This is a genomic window from Amycolatopsis balhimycina FH 1894, from assembly GCF_000384295.1.
GTDB lineage: Bacteria > Actinomycetota > Actinomycetes > Mycobacteriales > Pseudonocardiaceae > Amycolatopsis > Amycolatopsis balhimycina.
Genome location: NZ_KB913037.1, coordinates 2,869,998 through 2,886,691, shown reverse-complemented (window position 1 = coordinate 2,886,691; position 16,694 = coordinate 2,869,998). Strand labels below are relative to the sequence as shown.

The following is a 16,694-nucleotide window of genomic DNA, read 5'->3' as shown; positions in this document are numbered from 1 at the left end:
CATGCTGAGGAATTGCCGAAGATCCGCGTGGTCGCTGGTGGCGTCGGTTGCCGTATTTTCCGGCACGCTCACGGGAACCGCGCAGGCAACCCCGTCCGGTCCGGTGGACCTCGGAACGCTGCCCGGCGACGACAGCAGCACGGTCCTCGCGGTCAATGAGGCGGGGGTGATGGTGGGGCTGTCGATGGCGGGCCGTGACCCGCGGCACGATCACCCGGTTCGCTGGGAGGCCAATGGCGGGATCACCGCCCTGCCGACGCCCGGTGGGAGCGAGGGGCAGGTGCGTGACATCAACGAGAACGGGGTTTCCGCCGGCTACGTGCTGACCGCGACCGCCGCCGTGCCGGCCCGCTGGGACGCCCAAGGCCAGGCGACCACGCTGCAGGTCCCGCCCGGCTACCACAACGCCACGGCGTTCGCGATCAGCGACACCGACGTCGTCGTCGGGAACTGGCTGACGCCGTCGGACGAGTACCACGGCTTCCGCTGGGACCCGGACGGCCAGGTGGCCGACCTGGGTGTGCTGCCCGGCGATACCTGGGGCATGGCCGAGGACATCTCCGCCGACGGCCGCGTCATCGTGGGCGTCGCCAACCGCGCCGGGACGGGGCATGCCGTGCGGTGGGTGGACGGCGGCCCGATCACCGAGCTGGCGCCCCTGAGCTACAGCAGCGGGGCCCACATCGTCAACGACCACGGTGTCGCCGCCGGCTCGATGCACGAGACCGGCAGCGGACCCCCGATCCCGGCGACCTGGGACCGGGACGGCACGATCCACCGGCTGGACTGGCCCAGCCCCCACTCGGTGTGGGTTTACGGGATCGGTTCCACCGGCTACGTGGTCGGCTACGGGTACCTCAACCCTCCTTCGCCGTCGGCGGTGATCTGGGACCCCGACGGTCACCTCACCGTCCTGCCCGACGACGGCCACTACGTCGACGTCGAAGCAGTCGACGGAGAGGGCACCGCGGTGGGCAGCCTCGAGAGCCGCGCGACCGTCTGGCCCCGGAACGGGGCACGCACGCAGCTCGGCACGCTGCCGGGCGGCAACCGCAGCCAGGCCTACCGGATCACCGACAGCGGCCGCGTCGTCGGAACCGCGACCACCGCCGCGGGGAAAGACCACGCGGTGTACTGGACTCTCGGCTAGTGTCGCGCGTCGCAAGTTGTTTGGCGCTCGGGCCGCTGGAGTCAGGGCGCTCGCTCAGCCCCGGCGAGGCTCGCCGGCCCCGGCCAAAGGTCTTGAATGACTCATTCAGGACCTCCGAAGTCCTGAATGAGTCATTCAGGACGCTCGCCCTCGCAGCCGCGCTGTCAACGAACCTGCGACGCGCAACACTTGCGCCTCGGAAGATCTTCGCCTGGGTGGCGGCGGCACGGATCTGCGCACCGGCTTTGCCACGGCGGTGCAGCAGTCCCCGTCCCGACGTGATCGTGGCTCTGGCCGACGGCCAAACCCCTTGGCCCGAGGCCAGACCGCCCGCCGGGACGGTGGTGGGCCTGTTCTCCCAGCCGCGTCCGCCGGCCGGGGACGACCGCCACTACGGGCCGAACGGCCACCGGCTTGGGCGCGGGTGGTCACCGTGGGCTGACCGCCGGGGTCACAGGGGGTCGTACTCGTCGCCGTTTTCGTTGAGCAGCACATAGCCGGGCGACAGTTCGGTCAGGCACCTGCTCAGCGATGCCAGCAACTCCTCGACGTCGACGTCGCCGAGTTCCAGCTCCGCGCCGGCCTCGGAGCGGAGCTGGTCGATCCGGGGCTCGTACTCCTTCATCTCGGCGTAGGAAGATTCGAAGGCGGCGAGCATCGCGTTGACGTCAGGCGCGTTCGCCACGACGTCGTGCCAGGTCGGCACACCGACGACGAGGCGAACCACCGCGCCCGGGTCGGTGGCGACGATCCCGGCGGTGCCTTCGGAGCCGGCGTAGAGCACGGGTCCGTCGTCGCACACGAAGAACGTCCCACCCGAGGCGTCGCCGGCGACCGCGCGCAACTCGCCGCCCGACGCCAGCCGCACCGGTTCGACGGGATCGAGGCGGGCGATGTCGAAGTCGAACACGTCCGCCAGCAGTGCGGCGGCGCGGGCGTTCTTCCGGAGGCGATCGAACATGGCGGAACGATAGAGCATGCGGCATGTCAGACGCGCGCGTCCGGAACGTCGATGACGGTTCGCCAGGGCGTGATCCTGTCGATGTGCACGACGGCATCGAACGCGACGAGGGGATTCGCCAGCTGTTTGTACGGCCCCTGCCGGGTGCCGTCGATCTCGGCGAAGCGGCGGGCCACCGCGCCGGCTTCGGGGACGTCGCGCAGGTCGAGCAGGGCGAGCGGCTCGCCGGCGCTCGCGAGCAGGGCGTCGAGACTGCCCGGTTCGGTGAAGGGGGCGACGTCCTCGTAGAACACCTCGGTGTGGCCGGGCGGCCCGTCCGGCAGGGGACGATGGCCGAACACCCGGCCGCCGTTGTAGGTGGTCGCGATGACCACCATCCGGTTTCCGAGAGAACGGGCCAGGTGCTGGCCGAGCATGACCTGCTCTTCGTTGATGATCGGGGGCACGCGGTAGGGCCAGCGCTGTAGATGCCCGTTGGCCGCCCCGACGACCAGGCGTTCCTCCCGGTCGAGGATCCATTCGACGTTGTCGGCCATCGCCGCGTCGCGGACGTTGGCGCCCCGGTAGGTGCGCTCCGGGGCGGCGGCCATATTGGCCAGGAAGGCGTCCGCGTGCCTCGCGGTGACCGCGCACTGCAGCGCGATGTCCGCCCCGGCGGAGTCCACAGTGGAGTAAGGGACGCGCAGGGCACGCAGGCGTTCGGTCAGCTCGCCGATCCGGGCGGTCAGCTCGTGACGGTGGGCGGTGCCGAGGGCCAGGTAGCCGTGGATCGCGGGCGCGGCCCAAGCCAGCCCGGTCCGGTCGGCGGGCAGGTACTCGAACAGCGGCAGCAGGTTCCGGCGGGCCGCCGCCGCGTAGGCCGGATCCGCCTCGTCCAGGAACGACAGGGCGGACACGACCCCGGGCAACGCGGACGCGCTCGAGTCCGGCAGGTCCATGCCGTAGAAGCGGACTTTGCGGTCGTGGCTGCGGTTGTGCTCGCGCATCCACACCAGCTGGTCGCGCATCTCCGCGCACTTCCCCATGTGGTAGGTGATGCCGGTGTGCAGAAGCCGGTCCAGGTCACCGTCACCGCCGAGGACCCAGTCGTGGACCGCCCAGCCCTCCGGGAAGCCGGACTCCATCGCGAACCCGGTGAACCCCATCTCCTCGACCAGGAACCGGGTCACCAGGTGGCGGAGCTGGTAGAACTCGTGCACCCGGTGCGTGCTTTCGCCGATGGCCACGACGCGAGCGTCGCCGACGATGTCGCGCAACGGCTCGAGCTCGTGGTGGCCGGCGTCGTCCGGCTCGATGGTCCGCAGCCGGACGATGTTCTCCCGGAGCCATTCGGTGAGGTCGATGTCCATTCACCCGTCCTTTTCGGTTTCGCCCGCGGCACGGGCCTTGCGCAGGTAGTCGACGACCTCGGCGGCACTGCCCGGCCCGGACCACCCGAGACGCCGGTCGAGGTCCCCGCCCATCCCGGCCCGGTTGTCCTCCCACAGCGTCGTGGTCGCGGCTTCGATCCGGGGGCCACCGGGGTGGAACGCGACGGCGATCTCGCGCCAGCGAGCGACCAGCTCCCGCACCGCCGGATCGTCGACGGGCGTTCCGTCGAGCAGGTGCTGCCGAAGCCGGGTGAAGAGGCCGAGCCATTCGGTCTTCACCCGCTCGATCGCGGCGCTGCCCAGCTTCGCGGCCTGTCCGGTGATCGCCGTGAGCTGTCCGTCGGACAGGTAGCGGCGCACGTCCACGGACATCGGCTCCAGCGTGGCGAGGAACTGCTCTGGTGCCGGCATGGCGGCCTCGTCCAGCCGGGCGAGCAGGCCCCGGAGCCGCTGGGCCGACTCCTCGACGCGGGCGGCCTGGATCTCGAGATCGGCGAGCTGCGCGGTCAGCAGGCCACGCAGCGAGTCGAGATCGTCCCCGGCGCTCCGAAGCGCGGCGGCCACTTCGTCCAGGGAAAGACCCAGCCCGGACAAGGTCCGTACGCGGTAGAGCCGGCGCACGTCCGCCTCGGCGTACCGCCGGTGTCCCGCGGGAGTGCGTTCGCGCGGAGACACCAGCCCGATCCGGTCGTAGTGGTGCAACGTGCGCACCGTGACGCCACTGGCCCGGGCCAGCTCACCGATGCTCCACCTGCGCTTGCTCACCCCTCGACCGTAGAACCTGACGCCACGTCAGGTTCAACCCTCGATCACGGGGTTGGCGCAGAACTTCCCCGCGGCCTCACGCCGGCAAGGTGCGCCGCAAGAAGTCCGTTGTCAGCTCCCATGCCCTGGCCGCCGCTTCGGGGTGGTGGAACATCGGCGCCACGTGGTTGTGGAACGCGTGCCCGGCCTCCTCCTGCACGTGGATCTCCGCGCCCGGGTGCGTGGCCACCGCCGACTCGACCGCCGCCACGTCTCCGCGCGGGATGTACGGGTCCTGCCCGCCGAAGTGGAACTGGATCGGGCACGAAATCCTTGCCAGGTCGCCGATCTGGGCGGGGACCGTCGAACCGTAGAACGACACCGCCGTGTCCGGGTCGCCCTCGGCCGCCGCCGCGAAGGCCAGTGAGCCGCCCAGGCAGAAGCCCAGCACTCCCACACCGCCCGTCACCGAGGGGGACTCGCGGAGGTGGGTGATCGTCGCCAGGACGTCGGACAGGCCCGACGCAGGGTCGAAGGAAGCTGCCACGTTCATCGATGCCGCCACGCCGGCTTCGTCGTGCGTCGACGACCAGCCCGGGGAAATCCGCCAGAACAACTCCGGGATCGCCACCACGTAGCCCGCCGCGGCCAGGTCCTCCGCGACCGAACGCAAGTAGTCGTCGAGGCCGAAGATCTCCTGGACCAGCACCAGGCCCGGGCCACGGCTCGACGGAGGCAGCCACACCGGCAGCCCGACGTCGCCATCGGGCAAGGAAAGGATGTTCATCGCCGCGACCTTTCGGGAGAGTTCTTCACCGGGTCACCGTACTGTGCCGATGGTTACTGATCCGACCACAGTCACGGCCGATGGCTTCGCAGGAACGGTTACGTGCCGCGCGGGGGGCGGCCTGCTTTTGGCCGGATCAGTAACTGGCCGGGCGGCGGGTCGCGTCTTAAGTTGGGAGCCGACCAAGGAGGCGCGATGGCTGAACAGACCAAGTACGTCCTGGACGAAGCCGATCTCCCGGCCCGGTGGTACAACGTCGTCCCCGATCTCCCGGAGCCGCCGCCCCCGCCGCTGCACCCCGGTACCCGCGAGCCGGTCGGGCCGGACGACCTCGCTCCGCTGTTCCCGCAGGCGCTCATCGCCCAGGAAGTGACGTCGGAGCGCTATGTCGACATTCCCGAGGAGGTCCGGGAGGTCTACCGGCTCTGGCGGCCGTCGCCGCTGTTCCGCGCGCGACGGCTGGAGAAGGCGCTGGGCACGCCGGCGCGGATCTACTACAAGTACGAAGGCGTCAGCCCGGTCGGCTCCCACAAGCCGAACACCGCCGTGCCGCAGGCGTTCTACAACGCCCAGGAGGGCGTCGCCCGGCTGACCACCGAGACCGGCGCCGGCCAGTGGGGGAGCGCGCTCGCCTTCGCCTGCGCCCAGTTCGGGCTGGAGTGCGAGGTCTGGCAGGTGCGGGCGTCGTACGACCAGAAGCCCTACCGCAAGCTGATGATGGAGACCTTCGGCGCGACGGTGCACCCCAGCCCGTCCGACCTGACCGAGTCCGGCCGGGCCATCCTCGCCGCGCACCCCGACTCGACCGGCAGCCTCGGCATCGCGATCAGCGAGGCCGTCGAGCAGGCGGCCCAGGACCCGGACACGCGATACGCGCTGGGCAGCGTGCTCAACCACGTGCTGCTGCACCAGACGATCATCGGCGAGGAAGCGCTGAAGCAGTTCGAACTGGCCGGCGACACCCCGGACCTGCTCGTCGGCTGCACCGGCGGCGGCTCGAACTTCGGCGGGCTCGCCTTCCCGTTCCTGCGGGAGAAGCTGGCCGGCCGGATGAACCCGGTGATCCGCGCGGTCGAGCCGGCCGCCTGCCCGTCGCTGACACGCGGGAAGTACGCCTACGACTTCGGCGACACCGCCGGCCTCACGCCGCTGCTCAAGATGCACACGCTCGGCCACGAGTTCATCCCGGACCCGATCCACGCGGGCGGCCTGCGCTACCACGGGATGTCGCCGCTCATCTCGCACATCTACGAGCTGGGCCTGATCGAAGCGATCGCCGTCGGGCAGCAGGAGTGCTTCGCGGCGGGAGTGCGCTTCGCGCGTTCCGAAGGCATCATCCCGGCGCCCGAGCCGGCGCACGCACTCGCCGCGTGCATCCAGGAAGCTTTGCGCTGCAAGGAAACCGGAGAGGAGAAGGTGATCCTGACGGCGCTGTGCGGGCACGCCCACCTGGACCTGCCCGCCTACGGCGCGTACCTCGCCGGGGACATGGTGGACAACGAACTGTCCGCGGCCACGCTCGAAGCCTCGCTGGCCACTCTGCCGTAAAGCCGTGAAGGCCACCTTCAGGAACTACAAGTTCCTCAAGGTGGCCTTCACGGACTTGGGTCAGAGCGCGTCGGGGATTTCGGGGCGGGTCAGCTCGGAGCGGGTGGTGGCCAGGATGACGCGGTCGCGGCCCGCCGCCTTGGCTTCGAACACCGCGTCGTCGGCCGCCTGGAGCAGGATGGTGTATTCCGTGGCCGTTTCCGGGTACACCGCCGCGCCGATCGACGCCGTCAGGCCGGCGATCACCTCGGGCTTGCCCGGGCGGATCACCGGGACGCGCACCTCGACCCGGGCGATCGCCGTCCGGATCCGGTCCGCGATGGCCGCGATCTCCGTGCTCGTCGCGCCCGGGAGCAGCACCACGAACTCGTCGCCGCCGAACCGGCCGACGTAGTCGCCGCCGCGCACCGAACCCTGGATCGCCGCCGCGACCGCGCGCAGCACCTCGTCGCCCGCCAGGTGGCCGTTGCTGTCGTCGATGGCCTTGAAGTGGTCGATGTCGATCATCAGCACGCCGGCGGTCGAGGACAGCTCCGCGGCGCGGGCCAGCTCGCTGCGGGCCAGCTGCACCCAGAACTCCGGGGCGAGCAGCGCGGTCTTCGAGTCGGTGCGCGCGGCGGCCTGGAACTGCGGCAGCAGCAGGCCGATGTGCAGCGCCACCGGCGTCACCATGAGCACCGGCAGCAGCCACGGCCGGACCGTCATCACCAGCGCGATCCCGCAGCCGACGCCGACCGCGGCCAGCACGATCAGCACGTCGGACGGGTTGCCGAACGCCTGCCGCGGCGGCTTGCCCGGGTTGCTCATCAGGATCGCGACGATCACCAGCACGTAGTTGAGGCCGAAGTAGACGATCCCGGACGCCAGCAGCGCGGTCATCCCGCCGAACCCGTCCAGGTACGGCACGTACGGCGCGAAATGCCCGGTGCCGGTCGTCAGCACGGCGCCCGCGGCCGCGCAGGCGAGAATGACCGTGGCCCCGGAGAACACTTTCCGGTGAATCACGCCGCGCCGTTTGTAGACACGGACCCACGAATGGGCGTAGCTGACGACAATGACCAATGTGGCCAATGGCGGAGGCAGCAGGAGCAGCCCGGCGAAGATCCAGATCGACTGCAGGTGCATGTGCGGCCTGCCGTCGGCGGCCAGCTCGCGGATCCGCTCGATGCGTTGCGCCGCTTCGAGGTGCACGATCTCGCCGGCCAGGATCAGGCCGCACCACAGCAGCGCCTGGGCCGTGATCGGCACCAGCGCGGCCGTCGCCACGACCACGACGAGCGCCAACGCGTCGAGGGCGAGGACATAGCCGAGCACCGGAGTGGTCAGCTTCCACATAGCCCACGTACGGATACCTGATCGTGGACGTTCTGAGCTGGGCATTCTCCCTGGGGACCCGGACAATCCCACGAAACGCCAATCTCCTCAGGACGGAACTCTTCGAGGACTCGTCACTGTAATCGAATGAACGCGGTGTGTCACTAGGCCGGTCAGGCTACGGTTCGGTTACACACCGTGCCAACCCCCTCACCACAGGAGAGATCATGTCGCACTTCCTGCCCGGTAACAACTCCGCCGCTCTCGGAAACCCCGCCGCTCTCGGAAACATCGTCCCCTCCCGTCGTCGCGCGCAGCGGCCGACCGACTGGACCCGGCAGCTCCCCACCGACTGGACCCGGGCCATCCCGACCGACTGGACCACGCGGCAGGCGCCCACCGACTGGACCGCCCGCGAACTGCCCACCGACTGGACCGTCCGCCGGATGCCGACCGATTGGACCCGTCCCGGCGTCTCGTCACCGCTGCCGGAGTGCCCGACCGACTGGACGCCGCGCCAGGCGCCGACCGACTGGACCCCGCGCCAGGCGCCGACCGACTGGACGCAGTCCTGAACAGTGCCCGGTGACCGGTACCCCGGCGGGGCCGGTCACCGGGGATCCGGTTGCGCCCGCCGCCACAGCGTCGCTGCGCCGAACGCGGCCACCACGCCGATCGCCCCGGCCGCGGCGACCACGCCGTGCGGGGCGGCCCGTTCGGCGGCGAGCCCGGCCAGCACCACGCCGATGCCCTGCGAGACCCGCAACGCCGTCAGCGCGAACCCGAACGCCTGCGCGCGCTGGGCGTCCGGTGTGAGCTGGACGAACGTCGTGTTCGCGATGAGGTTGTACGAACTGGCCACCCCGGACAGGGTTAGCAGCGCTAACGTGGCCTCGAGGTCCGGTCGCAGGGCGCAGCCCAGCAACGCGGCGCACGCGAGCATCGCGAGCGGGCCCAGCAGCCGGCTCCGCCGCGAAGCCGGGATGCGGGACAGTGCGGCCATGCCGAGGACGTTGCCCAGCGCGTACGCCCCGAGCAGCAACCCGACCACCACCGCGCCACCGCCGAGCTCGGCGGCGTACGGCGCGGCGATCGCCTCGCCGGCGATGTAGATCCCGGAGACGCAGCCGAGCGCGACCAGCGCGAGCCGCCGCCGGTCGCCGACGACCACCGTCCAGCCCGCCCGCACGTGCCCCCACCACCGGACCCCGGGTTCGCCACGGGGTGGCCACGATTGCACGCCGCTGACCAGGAACACCGCCGAAACCGCGAAACTCGCCGCGTCGGCGAGCAGGGCGCCGGAGGTGCCGAGGGCCGCCACGAGCAGGCCGCCGAGCGCGAACCCGGCGACCTGGCCCGCCTGCACGAGCATCATCAGCAGGCCCATCCCGGGTACGAACGTCTCGCCCGGCAGCACCTGCGGCAGGAGTGCCGCCCGCGCGGAGTTCCACACCGGGTTGAACAGCTGGACGCCGACCAGCAGGGCCGCCACCGCGGCCAGCGGCAAGCCGGGGGCGGCCATCGCGGTCACCGCGACCGCGCGCAGGATGTCGGCGGCGACCATCACCGTCCGCGGGGGGTACCGGTCGGCCAGCCCGGACAGCAGCGGCCCGCCGACGAGGTCCGGCAGGAACGTCAGCGCGTAGGTCAGCGCGGCCCAGCCGGGCGAGTTCGTCCGGTCGTAGACCAGGATCGACAACGCGACCCGCGCCAGCTGGTCGCCGGTGACCGACACCAGCTGCGCCGAGAACAGCGCGCGGAATTCGGTCACACCGAGGACGTCCCGGAACCCTGCCGCGCGTGTCGTCATGGGCACTCAGGGTACCGCCGCGGACGCCCAGCGTGAACGGCCGTTAGGAGGTCACTGCCCCTCGCCGCACGTGATTTTCGGCTGCGGGTTGTAGTGGACGGTCCGGGTCGACCGGCTCACCTCGCGGCCGGTGGCGGCGTCCTTGAGGACGCGGGTGTCGGTGGTGGTGAACCCCGGGGCGCCGTTCGAGGCGTGGCAGTTCTCCGCCGGTCCCGGCTTGGGCTGCGGGTCGCTCTGGTTGGTCTGCGCGCCGGGGATCGACTCGACGGTGTAGCGCTTGGCGCCCCACAGCTTCACGGTGATCGACGACGGCGTCCAGATCGTCTGGATCGCGATGCCGGTCGGCGAGTCGTTGGTGAACTTGAGGTCGATGACGCTGGCGCCGTTGGGGTTCTGGAACACCGTCGCCTCGCGCGCGGCGGGGTAGCGGCTGATGTAGTAGCTGTGCTCCTTGTGGCCCGCGTCCTTCATGCCCGCGAAGTACGCCGCGTTGTACAGCGTGGTCGCGAACTGCGAGATGCCGCCGCCGACCTCGCGCCCCGGGGCGCCGTCCTTGATCACGCCGGCCTCGACGTAGCCCTGTGCCGTGCCGCGCGGGCCGGTGAACCCGTTGAGGCTGAAGGTTTCGCCCGGCTTGACGATGGCGCCGTTCACCTTCTGCGCGACGACGCGGATGTTGGTGCCGGAGTCCGCCGCGAACTTCTCGGTCTTGAACTCGCCGACGACCTCCTTGATGCCCAGCTGGTTCGCCTGGTCGGTGGTGACCTTGGCCGGGCTGTCCTTGTAGATCGCGGCGACCTCGCGGCCGTCGGTCTTCTTCAGCACGTCGGGCAGCGGCTTGAGGCTCGGGTCCCAGTCGATCGTCCGGCCGTCGGTGGACGGGTCGACCGCGGGCTTGCCGCCTTCGAAGACGACGGTCGCGTCCTTGCCCTCCTTCTCGGTGGGCTTCAGCTGCGGCCCGGCGGCTTCGGCGATCTTGGCGTTGTCGATCTTCGGCGTCAGCCCGCCGCCGTCGGCGGGCTCGAAGGTGATCGCCGCGGCGATCGCGGCCGGCTTCACGGTGGCGTTCTTGCCTTCGCCCTTGACCACGAGCGGGCCCGAGACGGCGGGACGCGCGAACTGTTCCAGCGCGGCCTGGACGCCTTCGGGAGTGGTGCGGACCGGCGTGCTCGTCACCGGCAGGGCCACGGTTTCCCCGCGCGCCCACTTCTCGATCACGGCGGCGGTGGCGCCCGGCACGTCGAGCTTCTGCCCGGCCTTCGGCGGCACGGCGACCGGCTCGGCGCCGTCGAACTTCACGGTGCCCTCGACCGGGTCGCGGTCGACCTGGCCGCGCAGCGACTCCAGCGCGGCGGCGACCTTGGTGTCGTCGGCGTGGCTGACGACGCCGACCTCCCGGCTGGAGAACAGCGACGAAAGGCGCGTGAACGGGTTGAGCGGCTGCTCGCCGGCCTGGTCGAGGGTCTGCGGCCAGTCCAGGCGCAGCCCCGCCAACGTCGGCGACAGCGTGCCCTGCACGTCGCCCGCGGTCACGGCGAGGGGACGGGTGAGCCGCGGCTCGATCTTCCCGCGCAGCTCCTGCTCGGCGGCGTCGCGGCCCATCCCGCCGACGTCGACCCCGGCGACGGTCACGCCGCGTGGGACGCTGCCCTGGCTGACCAGCAGGTCGATCCCGTACAGCGCGACGAGCAGGCCGAACAGCCCGCCCGCGACCCAGCCGGCCTTGCGCAGGTTCCGGCGCTGCGGGGGCGTGGCTTCCGGCTCGGGCCGGACGACCGGCAGGACGTCCGTCTGCTCACCGTGTGACTCGGGCCAGCGCGGTTCGTACGGCAACTCTCCACCCCTTCAACGCGGCGCCGGGTCGCGCCGGTGACGGGGATCAGCGTACGGGGCACCCGGACAAGCCGTACGACTCGCCCTAACGGGGGATAAAGCGGTCACAGATGCGCCACCTCACCGCGCGTCGGGTTCGGGATTGTGCCCGGCCTTGGCCAGGAAGTCGAAGTCGCAGCCCTCGTCGGCCTGGGTGATGTGGTCGCTGTAGAGCGCGCCGTAACCGCGTTCGAACCTCGGCGCGGGCGCGGTCCATTCCGCACGGCGCCGCAAAAGCTCCTCATCGGACACTTCCAGCCGCAGCACGCGCGAGGGGACGTCGAGGGTGATCAGGTCGCCGTCGCGGACCAGGGCGAGCGGGCCGCCGACGTGCGACTCGGGGGCCACGTGCAGCACGCAGGCGCCGTAGCTGGTGCCGCTCATCCGCGCGTCGGAAATCCGGACCATGTCGCGGACGCCTTGTTCCAGCAGGTGCGCGGGGATCGGCAGCATCCCGTACTCGGGCATGCCGGGGCCGCCGAGCGGGCCGGAACCACGCAGGACGAGCACCGAGTCCGCGGTGATGTCCGGGTTCTCGATCCGCTTCTTGAGATCGCCGTAGTTCTCGAACACCACGGCCGGGCCGGTGTGCGTCAGCAGGTGCGGCTCGGCGGCGATGTGCTTGATCACCGCGCCGGACGGCGCGAGGTTGCCGTGCAGCACGGCGACCCCGCCCTCGGCGGCGACCGGGTTCTCCCGCGGCCGGATGACGTCGTCGTTGTGCACCTGTGCCTGCTCGAGGTTCTCCCCGAGGGTGCGGCCGGTGACGGTGAGCCGTTCGGTGTGCAGCAGGTCGGTCAGCCGCGAGAGCAGCCCGGGCAGGCCGCCCGCGTAGTAGAAGTCCTCCATCAGCCAGTCGCCGCCCGGGCGGATGTTCGCCAGCACCGGCACGCGCCGCGCGATCGCGTCGAAGTCGGCCAGGCTCACCGGGATCCCGCTGCGGCCGGCCATCGCGATCAGGTGGATCACGGCGTTGGTCGACCCGCCGAGCGCGAGCACGGTGGTGATCGCGTCCGCGTAGGCCCGTTTGTCCAGCACCTGCGTGATCGTGAGGTCTTCCCAGACCATGCCGACGATCCGGGCGCCGCTCGCCGCGGCCATCCGGTGGTGCGCCGAGTCGACGGCGGGGATCGACGCGGCGCCGGGCAGGGTCACCCCGAGCACCTCGGCGGCCGACGTCATGGTCGACGCCGTCCCCATCGTCATGCAGTGCCCCGGCGAACGCGCGAGGCCACGCTCCAGTTCGGACATTTCGGCGTCGCCGATCAGGCCCGCGCGCTTGTCGTCCCAGTACTTCCACATGTCGGTGCCGCTGCCGAGGACCTCGTTGCGCCAGTGCCCGCGCAGCATCGGCCCGGCCGGGACGAAGATCGCGGGCAGGCCCGCGCTGGCCGCGCCCATCAGCAGGGCCGGCGTCGTCTTGTCGCAGCCGCCCATGAGGACGGCGCCGTCGATCGGGTAGGAGCGGAGGATCTCCTCGGTCTCCATGGCCAGCAGGTTGCGGTAGAGCATCGGCGTCGGCTTCTGGTAGGTCTCCGACAGCGTGGCCACCGGGAACTCCAGCGGGAAGCCGCCCGCCTGCCAGACACCGCGCTTGACCTGCTCGGCGCGTTCGCGCAGGTGCATGTGGCAGGGGTTGATGTCCGACCAGGTGTTGAGGATGCCGATGACCGGCTTGCCGAGGTGCTCTTCCGGGTTGTAGCCGAGCTGGCGGCTGCGGGCGCGGTGGCTGAAGTTGCGCAGTTCGCCGCCGCCGAACCACCGGTGGCTGCGAAGCTCCTCGGGTTGCTTCATACGATTCAGTATGGCATCTGATATACGATCTGACGGGCCTGGTTGAATAGGCCCACAGATCGAGGGAGCGCGCTATGACCGGGACATTCAGCCTGCCCGCCTCCCGGACCGAAGTGGTCCTGGAGGAGATCCGCCGCGGCATCCTGACCCGGGAGCTCCTCCCCGGTCAACCGCTGGTCGAGGCGGAGCTTGCCGCGCGGCTCGGGGTGTCGAAGACGCCGGTGCGCGAAGCGCTGAAGGTGCTGTCCAACTCCGGGCTGGTCACCTTCAGCCCGTACAAGGGCGCATCCGTGGTCAAGGTCGACGCCGAGCTCGCGAAGTCCGTCTACGACGTGCGGATGGTGCTCGAGCCGGAGGCCGTCCGGCGGACGGTCGGGCGGCACGACCCCGAGCTGCTCGAAGACGCGGCCGAGGCGCTGAAGGAGGGGTCGTCGGCGATCGCGGACAAGGACCAGGCCGCGCTGAGCCTGCTGAACCGCCGGTTCCACCGCGCCCTCTACCGCGGCTGCGGTAACCCGCTGATGGTCACCATCCTCGACGACCTCAAGGACCGCGCGGCGCTGATCAGCGTCGTCGGCTGGGAGGCCAACCCCAGCTGGAAGAAGGAGTGGAACGAGCACAAAGCGGTGCTCGCGGCGGCCAAGAAGGGTGACGCCGAGGGCGCGGCCTCGCTGCTGCGCGACCACATCGGCGGGTTCCTGGAACGGGTGCTCAAGGCCATCGGATGAGGCTGCTGCTCGTCTCGGACACGCACCTGCCGGCTCGCGCCCGCGCGTTGCCATCACAGGTGTGGGACGAAGCCGAAGCCGCGGACGTCGTCGTGCACGCCGGCGACTGGGTCGACGTCGCCCTGCTGGACGAGCTGGAAGAACGCAGCAAGCGGCTGATCGGCGTGTACGGCAACAACGACGGCCCGGCGCTGCGGGCGCGGCTGCCCGAGATCGCGCGGGCCGACCTCGACGGCGTCCGCCTGGCCGTGATCCACGAGACCGGCGCCAAGCAGGGCCGGGAGCAGCGGTGCGACGCGCAGTTCCCGGACACGGACGTGCTGGTCTTCGGGCACAGCCACATCCCCTGGGACACGACGACCCCGGCGGGGCTGCGGCTGCTCAACCCGGGTTCGCCGACCGACCGGCGGCGCCAGCCGTACTGCACGTACCAGACGGCGTCGATTTCCCACGGCCGGCTGACGGACGTCGAGCTGCGTCAACTGCCCCTCAGGGGGTAGACAAGGCGTATGGATCCGGCATGGGCGTTGCGGGAGATCGCGTTCCAGCTCGAACGCGCGGGTGAACCGAGCTATCGCGTCCGCGCGTTCCGCAACGCGGCCGCGACCGTCGACAAGACCGGCGCCGAGAAGCTCTCGCAGCTGGCCGGGAACGGCACGCTCACCTCGTTGCCGGGAATCGGCAAGGCCACCGCCGGGGTCATCGAGGACGCGCTGGCCGGGCGCGACCCGGCGTACCGGGCGAAGATCGTCGAGAAGAAGCTGCCGGACGGCGAGCCGCTGCGCTCGGCGTTGCGCGGCGACTGCCACACGCATTCCGACTGGTCCGACGGCGGCAGCCCGATCGGCGAGATGGCCGTCGCGGGCCGCGACCTCGGGCACGAGTGGATGGTGCTGACCGACCACTCGCCGCGGCTGACCGTCGCGAACGGGCTTTCCCCCGACCGGCTCCGGCTGCAGATGCAGATCGTCGCGAAGGCCAACGAACTGATGGCGCCCTTCCGGCTGCTGCACGGCATCGAGGTCGACATCCTCGACGACGGTTCCCTCGACCAGGAAGAGGACCTGCTGGGGCAGCTGGACTTCGTCGTCGCGAGCGTGCACTCGAAGCTGCGGATGCCGGCCGGGGACATGACCCGGCGGATGGTGACGGCGGTCCGGAACCCGCACGTGCGGGTGCTGGGGCACTGCACCGGACGGCTGGTCGCCGGCCGCGGCCGTCCCGAGTCGGAGTTCGACGCCGAAGCGGTGTTCACCGCGTGCCGCGAGAACGGCGTCGCGGTGGAGATCAACTCCCGCCCGGAGCGGCTCGACCCGCCGATGCGGCTGCTGCGCCTGGCCGCGGAGATCGGCTGCGACTTCGCCATCGACAGCGACGCGCACGCGCCGGGACAGCTCGACTGGCAGCCCTACGGGTGCGAGCGTGCGGTCAAGGCCGGGATCGGGCCGGAGCGCATCCTCAACACCCGCACGGCGGATGCGCTCCTGACCCGCTGAGCCCGGCTCAGTTGATCGTGTAGGAGTCCCCGTAGACCTTCCACTTCAGCGGGGTGTGCAGGTCGAAGTTGCCGTCGTTGAGGAACTTCAGCTGCTCGGTGTCGACGCGGGAGGTGTCGGCGTGCGCCTCCTCCTGCTTCATGATGACCTTCCGGGCGGCGAAGAACGCCTTGAGGTAGGTCGTCTCGTCGCCGCCCTGGGCCGGCGTCTTCGCCTTCTTCATCGCGGCCTTGCGAATGCCGCCGAAGCTGTCGGAGCTGTCGCCGGGGCCGTGCATCACGATGGCGTCGTAGTAGGCGAACTGGCCGAGGTTGCTCAGGCCGTCCGACTTGCCCTGGCTCACCGACGGGTTGAAGTAGACGCGGTCGCGCTCGTTGTTCTGCGCGGTCTGGAACGCGCTGGTGGCCGCGGCCTGCTTCCACGCGCTCTCGAACGCCGAGCCGAGCCCGGCGTGCGAATCCGTGCCGTTCACCTTCCGCAGCGCCGGAAGGTACTTCGCCAGCGGGTTGTCCGGGACGGAGTTCGTGTACGCCTCGACGAGCTCGAGCATGTCGCCGGTGCCGGAACAGAAGCCGATGATGCCCGCGGTGTAGCCGCGGCCGTCGCCGATGTCTTCGATGTACTTGTACTGCGCCTTCCAGTCCAGGGAGGAGTTTTCCGCGCTGGAGACCAGCTTCATCGCGATTTCCTTCTTGGCCGGGGCCGAAAGGTCGCCGGCGGCGAGCACGGACGCGCCGGCCACCGGCGCCGGGGCCGGGGCCGCCGACGAGAACGCGGGGGTGGTGATCACGAGGGCCGCGACCGACGCCGCGCCGAGCGTGCCGATGAGGACCGGCCGCAACTTCTTGCTCATGGGGAGGAAACCCTTTCCGCGGGATGCGCCGCCGTCGGATCACGACAGCTACATGGATATGGGCAATTCGGGCGAAGCTGCGGCGTAGCGACACGGTAGCGAAGAGTCAGCGAGCTCCACAAGAGGCGGAAGTCGTTCATGTTCGTGAACGGTCCAGACCACCGCGACCAGTCCTCAAAGGACGCCCCGCGGGCGCGCCGCGGCGAAAGCCATGAGGGTGCCCTCATGGCTTTTACGTCCATGAGGGTGCCCCTCATGGCATGCGGG

15 protein-coding genes are annotated in these 16,694 nt (G+C 70.7%); 6 read left to right on the top strand and 9 right to left on the bottom strand.

Annotated elements, in window-relative coordinates:
• Positions 1-103: 103 nt before the first annotated feature.
• Positions 104-1,150 (top strand): HAF repeat-containing protein, encoded by a 1,047-nt coding sequence (locus tag A3CE_RS0112210; protein ID WP_020640375.1) that lies wholly within the window; start codon positions 104-106, stop codon positions 1,148-1,150.
• Positions 1,151-1,601: 451 nt separating this feature from the next.
• Here A3CE_RS0112210 and A3CE_RS0112205 read toward each other — a convergent pair whose 3' ends face one another.
• The 4 genes from A3CE_RS0112205 to A3CE_RS0112190 form a co-directional block, all read right to left on the bottom strand.
• Entirely contained in the window at positions 1,602-2,111 is a 510-nt protein-coding gene (locus tag A3CE_RS0112205; protein WP_125591441.1) for a hypothetical protein, read from the bottom strand.
• Between the two features lie 26 nt (positions 2,112-2,137).
• Positions 2,138-3,460: an erythromycin esterase family protein gene (locus A3CE_RS0112200; RefSeq protein WP_020640373.1), complete on the bottom strand. Its 1,323-nt coding sequence runs from the start codon at positions 3,458-3,460 to the stop codon at positions 2,138-2,140.
• Entirely contained in the window at positions 3,461-4,246 is a 786-nt protein-coding gene (locus A3CE_RS0112195; RefSeq protein ID WP_020640372.1) for a MerR family transcriptional regulator, read from the bottom strand.
• A gap of 76 nt (positions 4,247-4,322) precedes the next feature.
• Positions 4,323-5,012: a dienelactone hydrolase family protein gene (locus tag A3CE_RS0112190; protein WP_020640371.1), complete on the bottom strand. Its 690-nt coding sequence runs from the start codon at positions 5,010-5,012 to the stop codon at positions 4,323-4,325.
• 195 nt (positions 5,013-5,207) lie between these two features.
• Between A3CE_RS0112190 and A3CE_RS0112185 the strand changes: the two genes are divergently transcribed.
• Positions 5,208-6,560, top strand: a complete 1,353-nt coding sequence (locus A3CE_RS0112185) for a TrpB-like pyridoxal phosphate-dependent enzyme (RefSeq protein ID WP_020640370.1) — start codon at positions 5,208-5,210, stop codon at positions 6,558-6,560.
• A gap of 60 nt (positions 6,561-6,620) precedes the next feature.
• Here the strand turns inward: A3CE_RS0112185 and A3CE_RS0112180 are convergent, their stop codons facing one another.
• On the bottom strand, positions 6,621-7,895 hold the full coding sequence (locus A3CE_RS0112180; protein ID WP_020640369.1) for a GGDEF domain-containing protein: 1,275 nt from the start codon (positions 7,893-7,895) through the stop codon (positions 6,621-6,623).
• Between the two features lie 206 nt (positions 7,896-8,101).
• Between A3CE_RS0112180 and A3CE_RS0112175 the strand changes: the two genes are divergently transcribed.
• A complete protein-coding gene (locus A3CE_RS0112175) occupies positions 8,102-8,449 on the top strand; it encodes a hypothetical protein (RefSeq protein WP_020640368.1) in 348 nt (115 codons plus the stop codon).
• Positions 8,450-8,484: 35 nt separating this feature from the next.
• Here A3CE_RS0112175 and A3CE_RS0112170 read toward each other — a convergent pair whose 3' ends face one another.
• From A3CE_RS0112170 to araD, 3 genes are all read right to left on the bottom strand, one after another.
• Entirely contained in the window at positions 8,485-9,684 is a 1,200-nt protein-coding gene (locus A3CE_RS0112170; protein WP_020640367.1) for an MFS transporter, read from the bottom strand.
• A 51-nt stretch (positions 9,685-9,735) separates the two neighbouring features.
• Positions 9,736-11,517, bottom strand: a complete 1,782-nt coding sequence (locus A3CE_RS0112165) for a VanW family protein (protein WP_020640366.1) — start codon at positions 11,515-11,517, stop codon at positions 9,736-9,738.
• 120 nt (positions 11,518-11,637) lie between these two features.
• Complete coding sequence (gene araD, locus A3CE_RS0112160; RefSeq protein ID WP_020640365.1) at positions 11,638-13,350, bottom strand: L-arabinonate dehydratase; 1,713 nt, start codon at positions 13,348-13,350, stop codon at positions 11,638-11,640.
• Positions 13,351-13,424: 74 nt separating this feature from the next.
• On the opposite strand from araD, the gene A3CE_RS0112155 reads away from it, so the two are divergent.
• From A3CE_RS0112155 to A3CE_RS0112145, 3 genes are read left to right on the top strand one after another with little or no spacing between them, the layout of a single operon-like run.
• Positions 13,425-14,078, top strand: coding sequence for a GntR family transcriptional regulator (locus tag A3CE_RS0112155; protein ID WP_020640364.1), 654 nt, complete (start codon positions 13,425-13,427; stop codon positions 14,076-14,078).
• The gene (locus tag A3CE_RS0112150) at positions 14,075-14,578 is read left to right on the top strand and encodes a metallophosphoesterase family protein (RefSeq protein WP_020640363.1); all 504 of its coding nucleotides are present in this window, start codon (positions 14,075-14,077) and stop codon (positions 14,576-14,578) included. Before A3CE_RS0112155 ends, A3CE_RS0112150 begins: the two co-directional genes overlap by 4 nt.
• Before the next feature lie 9 nt (positions 14,579-14,587).
• The gene (locus tag A3CE_RS0112145; protein WP_026468401.1) at positions 14,588-15,574 is read left to right on the top strand and encodes a PHP domain-containing protein; all 987 of its coding nucleotides are present in this window, start codon (positions 14,588-14,590) and stop codon (positions 15,572-15,574) included.
• Between the two features lie 7 nt (positions 15,575-15,581).
• On the opposite strand, the gene A3CE_RS0112140 is transcribed toward A3CE_RS0112145, so the two are convergent.
• A complete protein-coding gene (locus A3CE_RS0112140) occupies positions 15,582-16,427 on the bottom strand; it encodes a chitosanase (RefSeq protein WP_020640361.1) in 846 nt (281 codons plus the stop codon).
• Between the last annotated feature and the right edge of the window lie 267 nt (positions 16,428-16,694).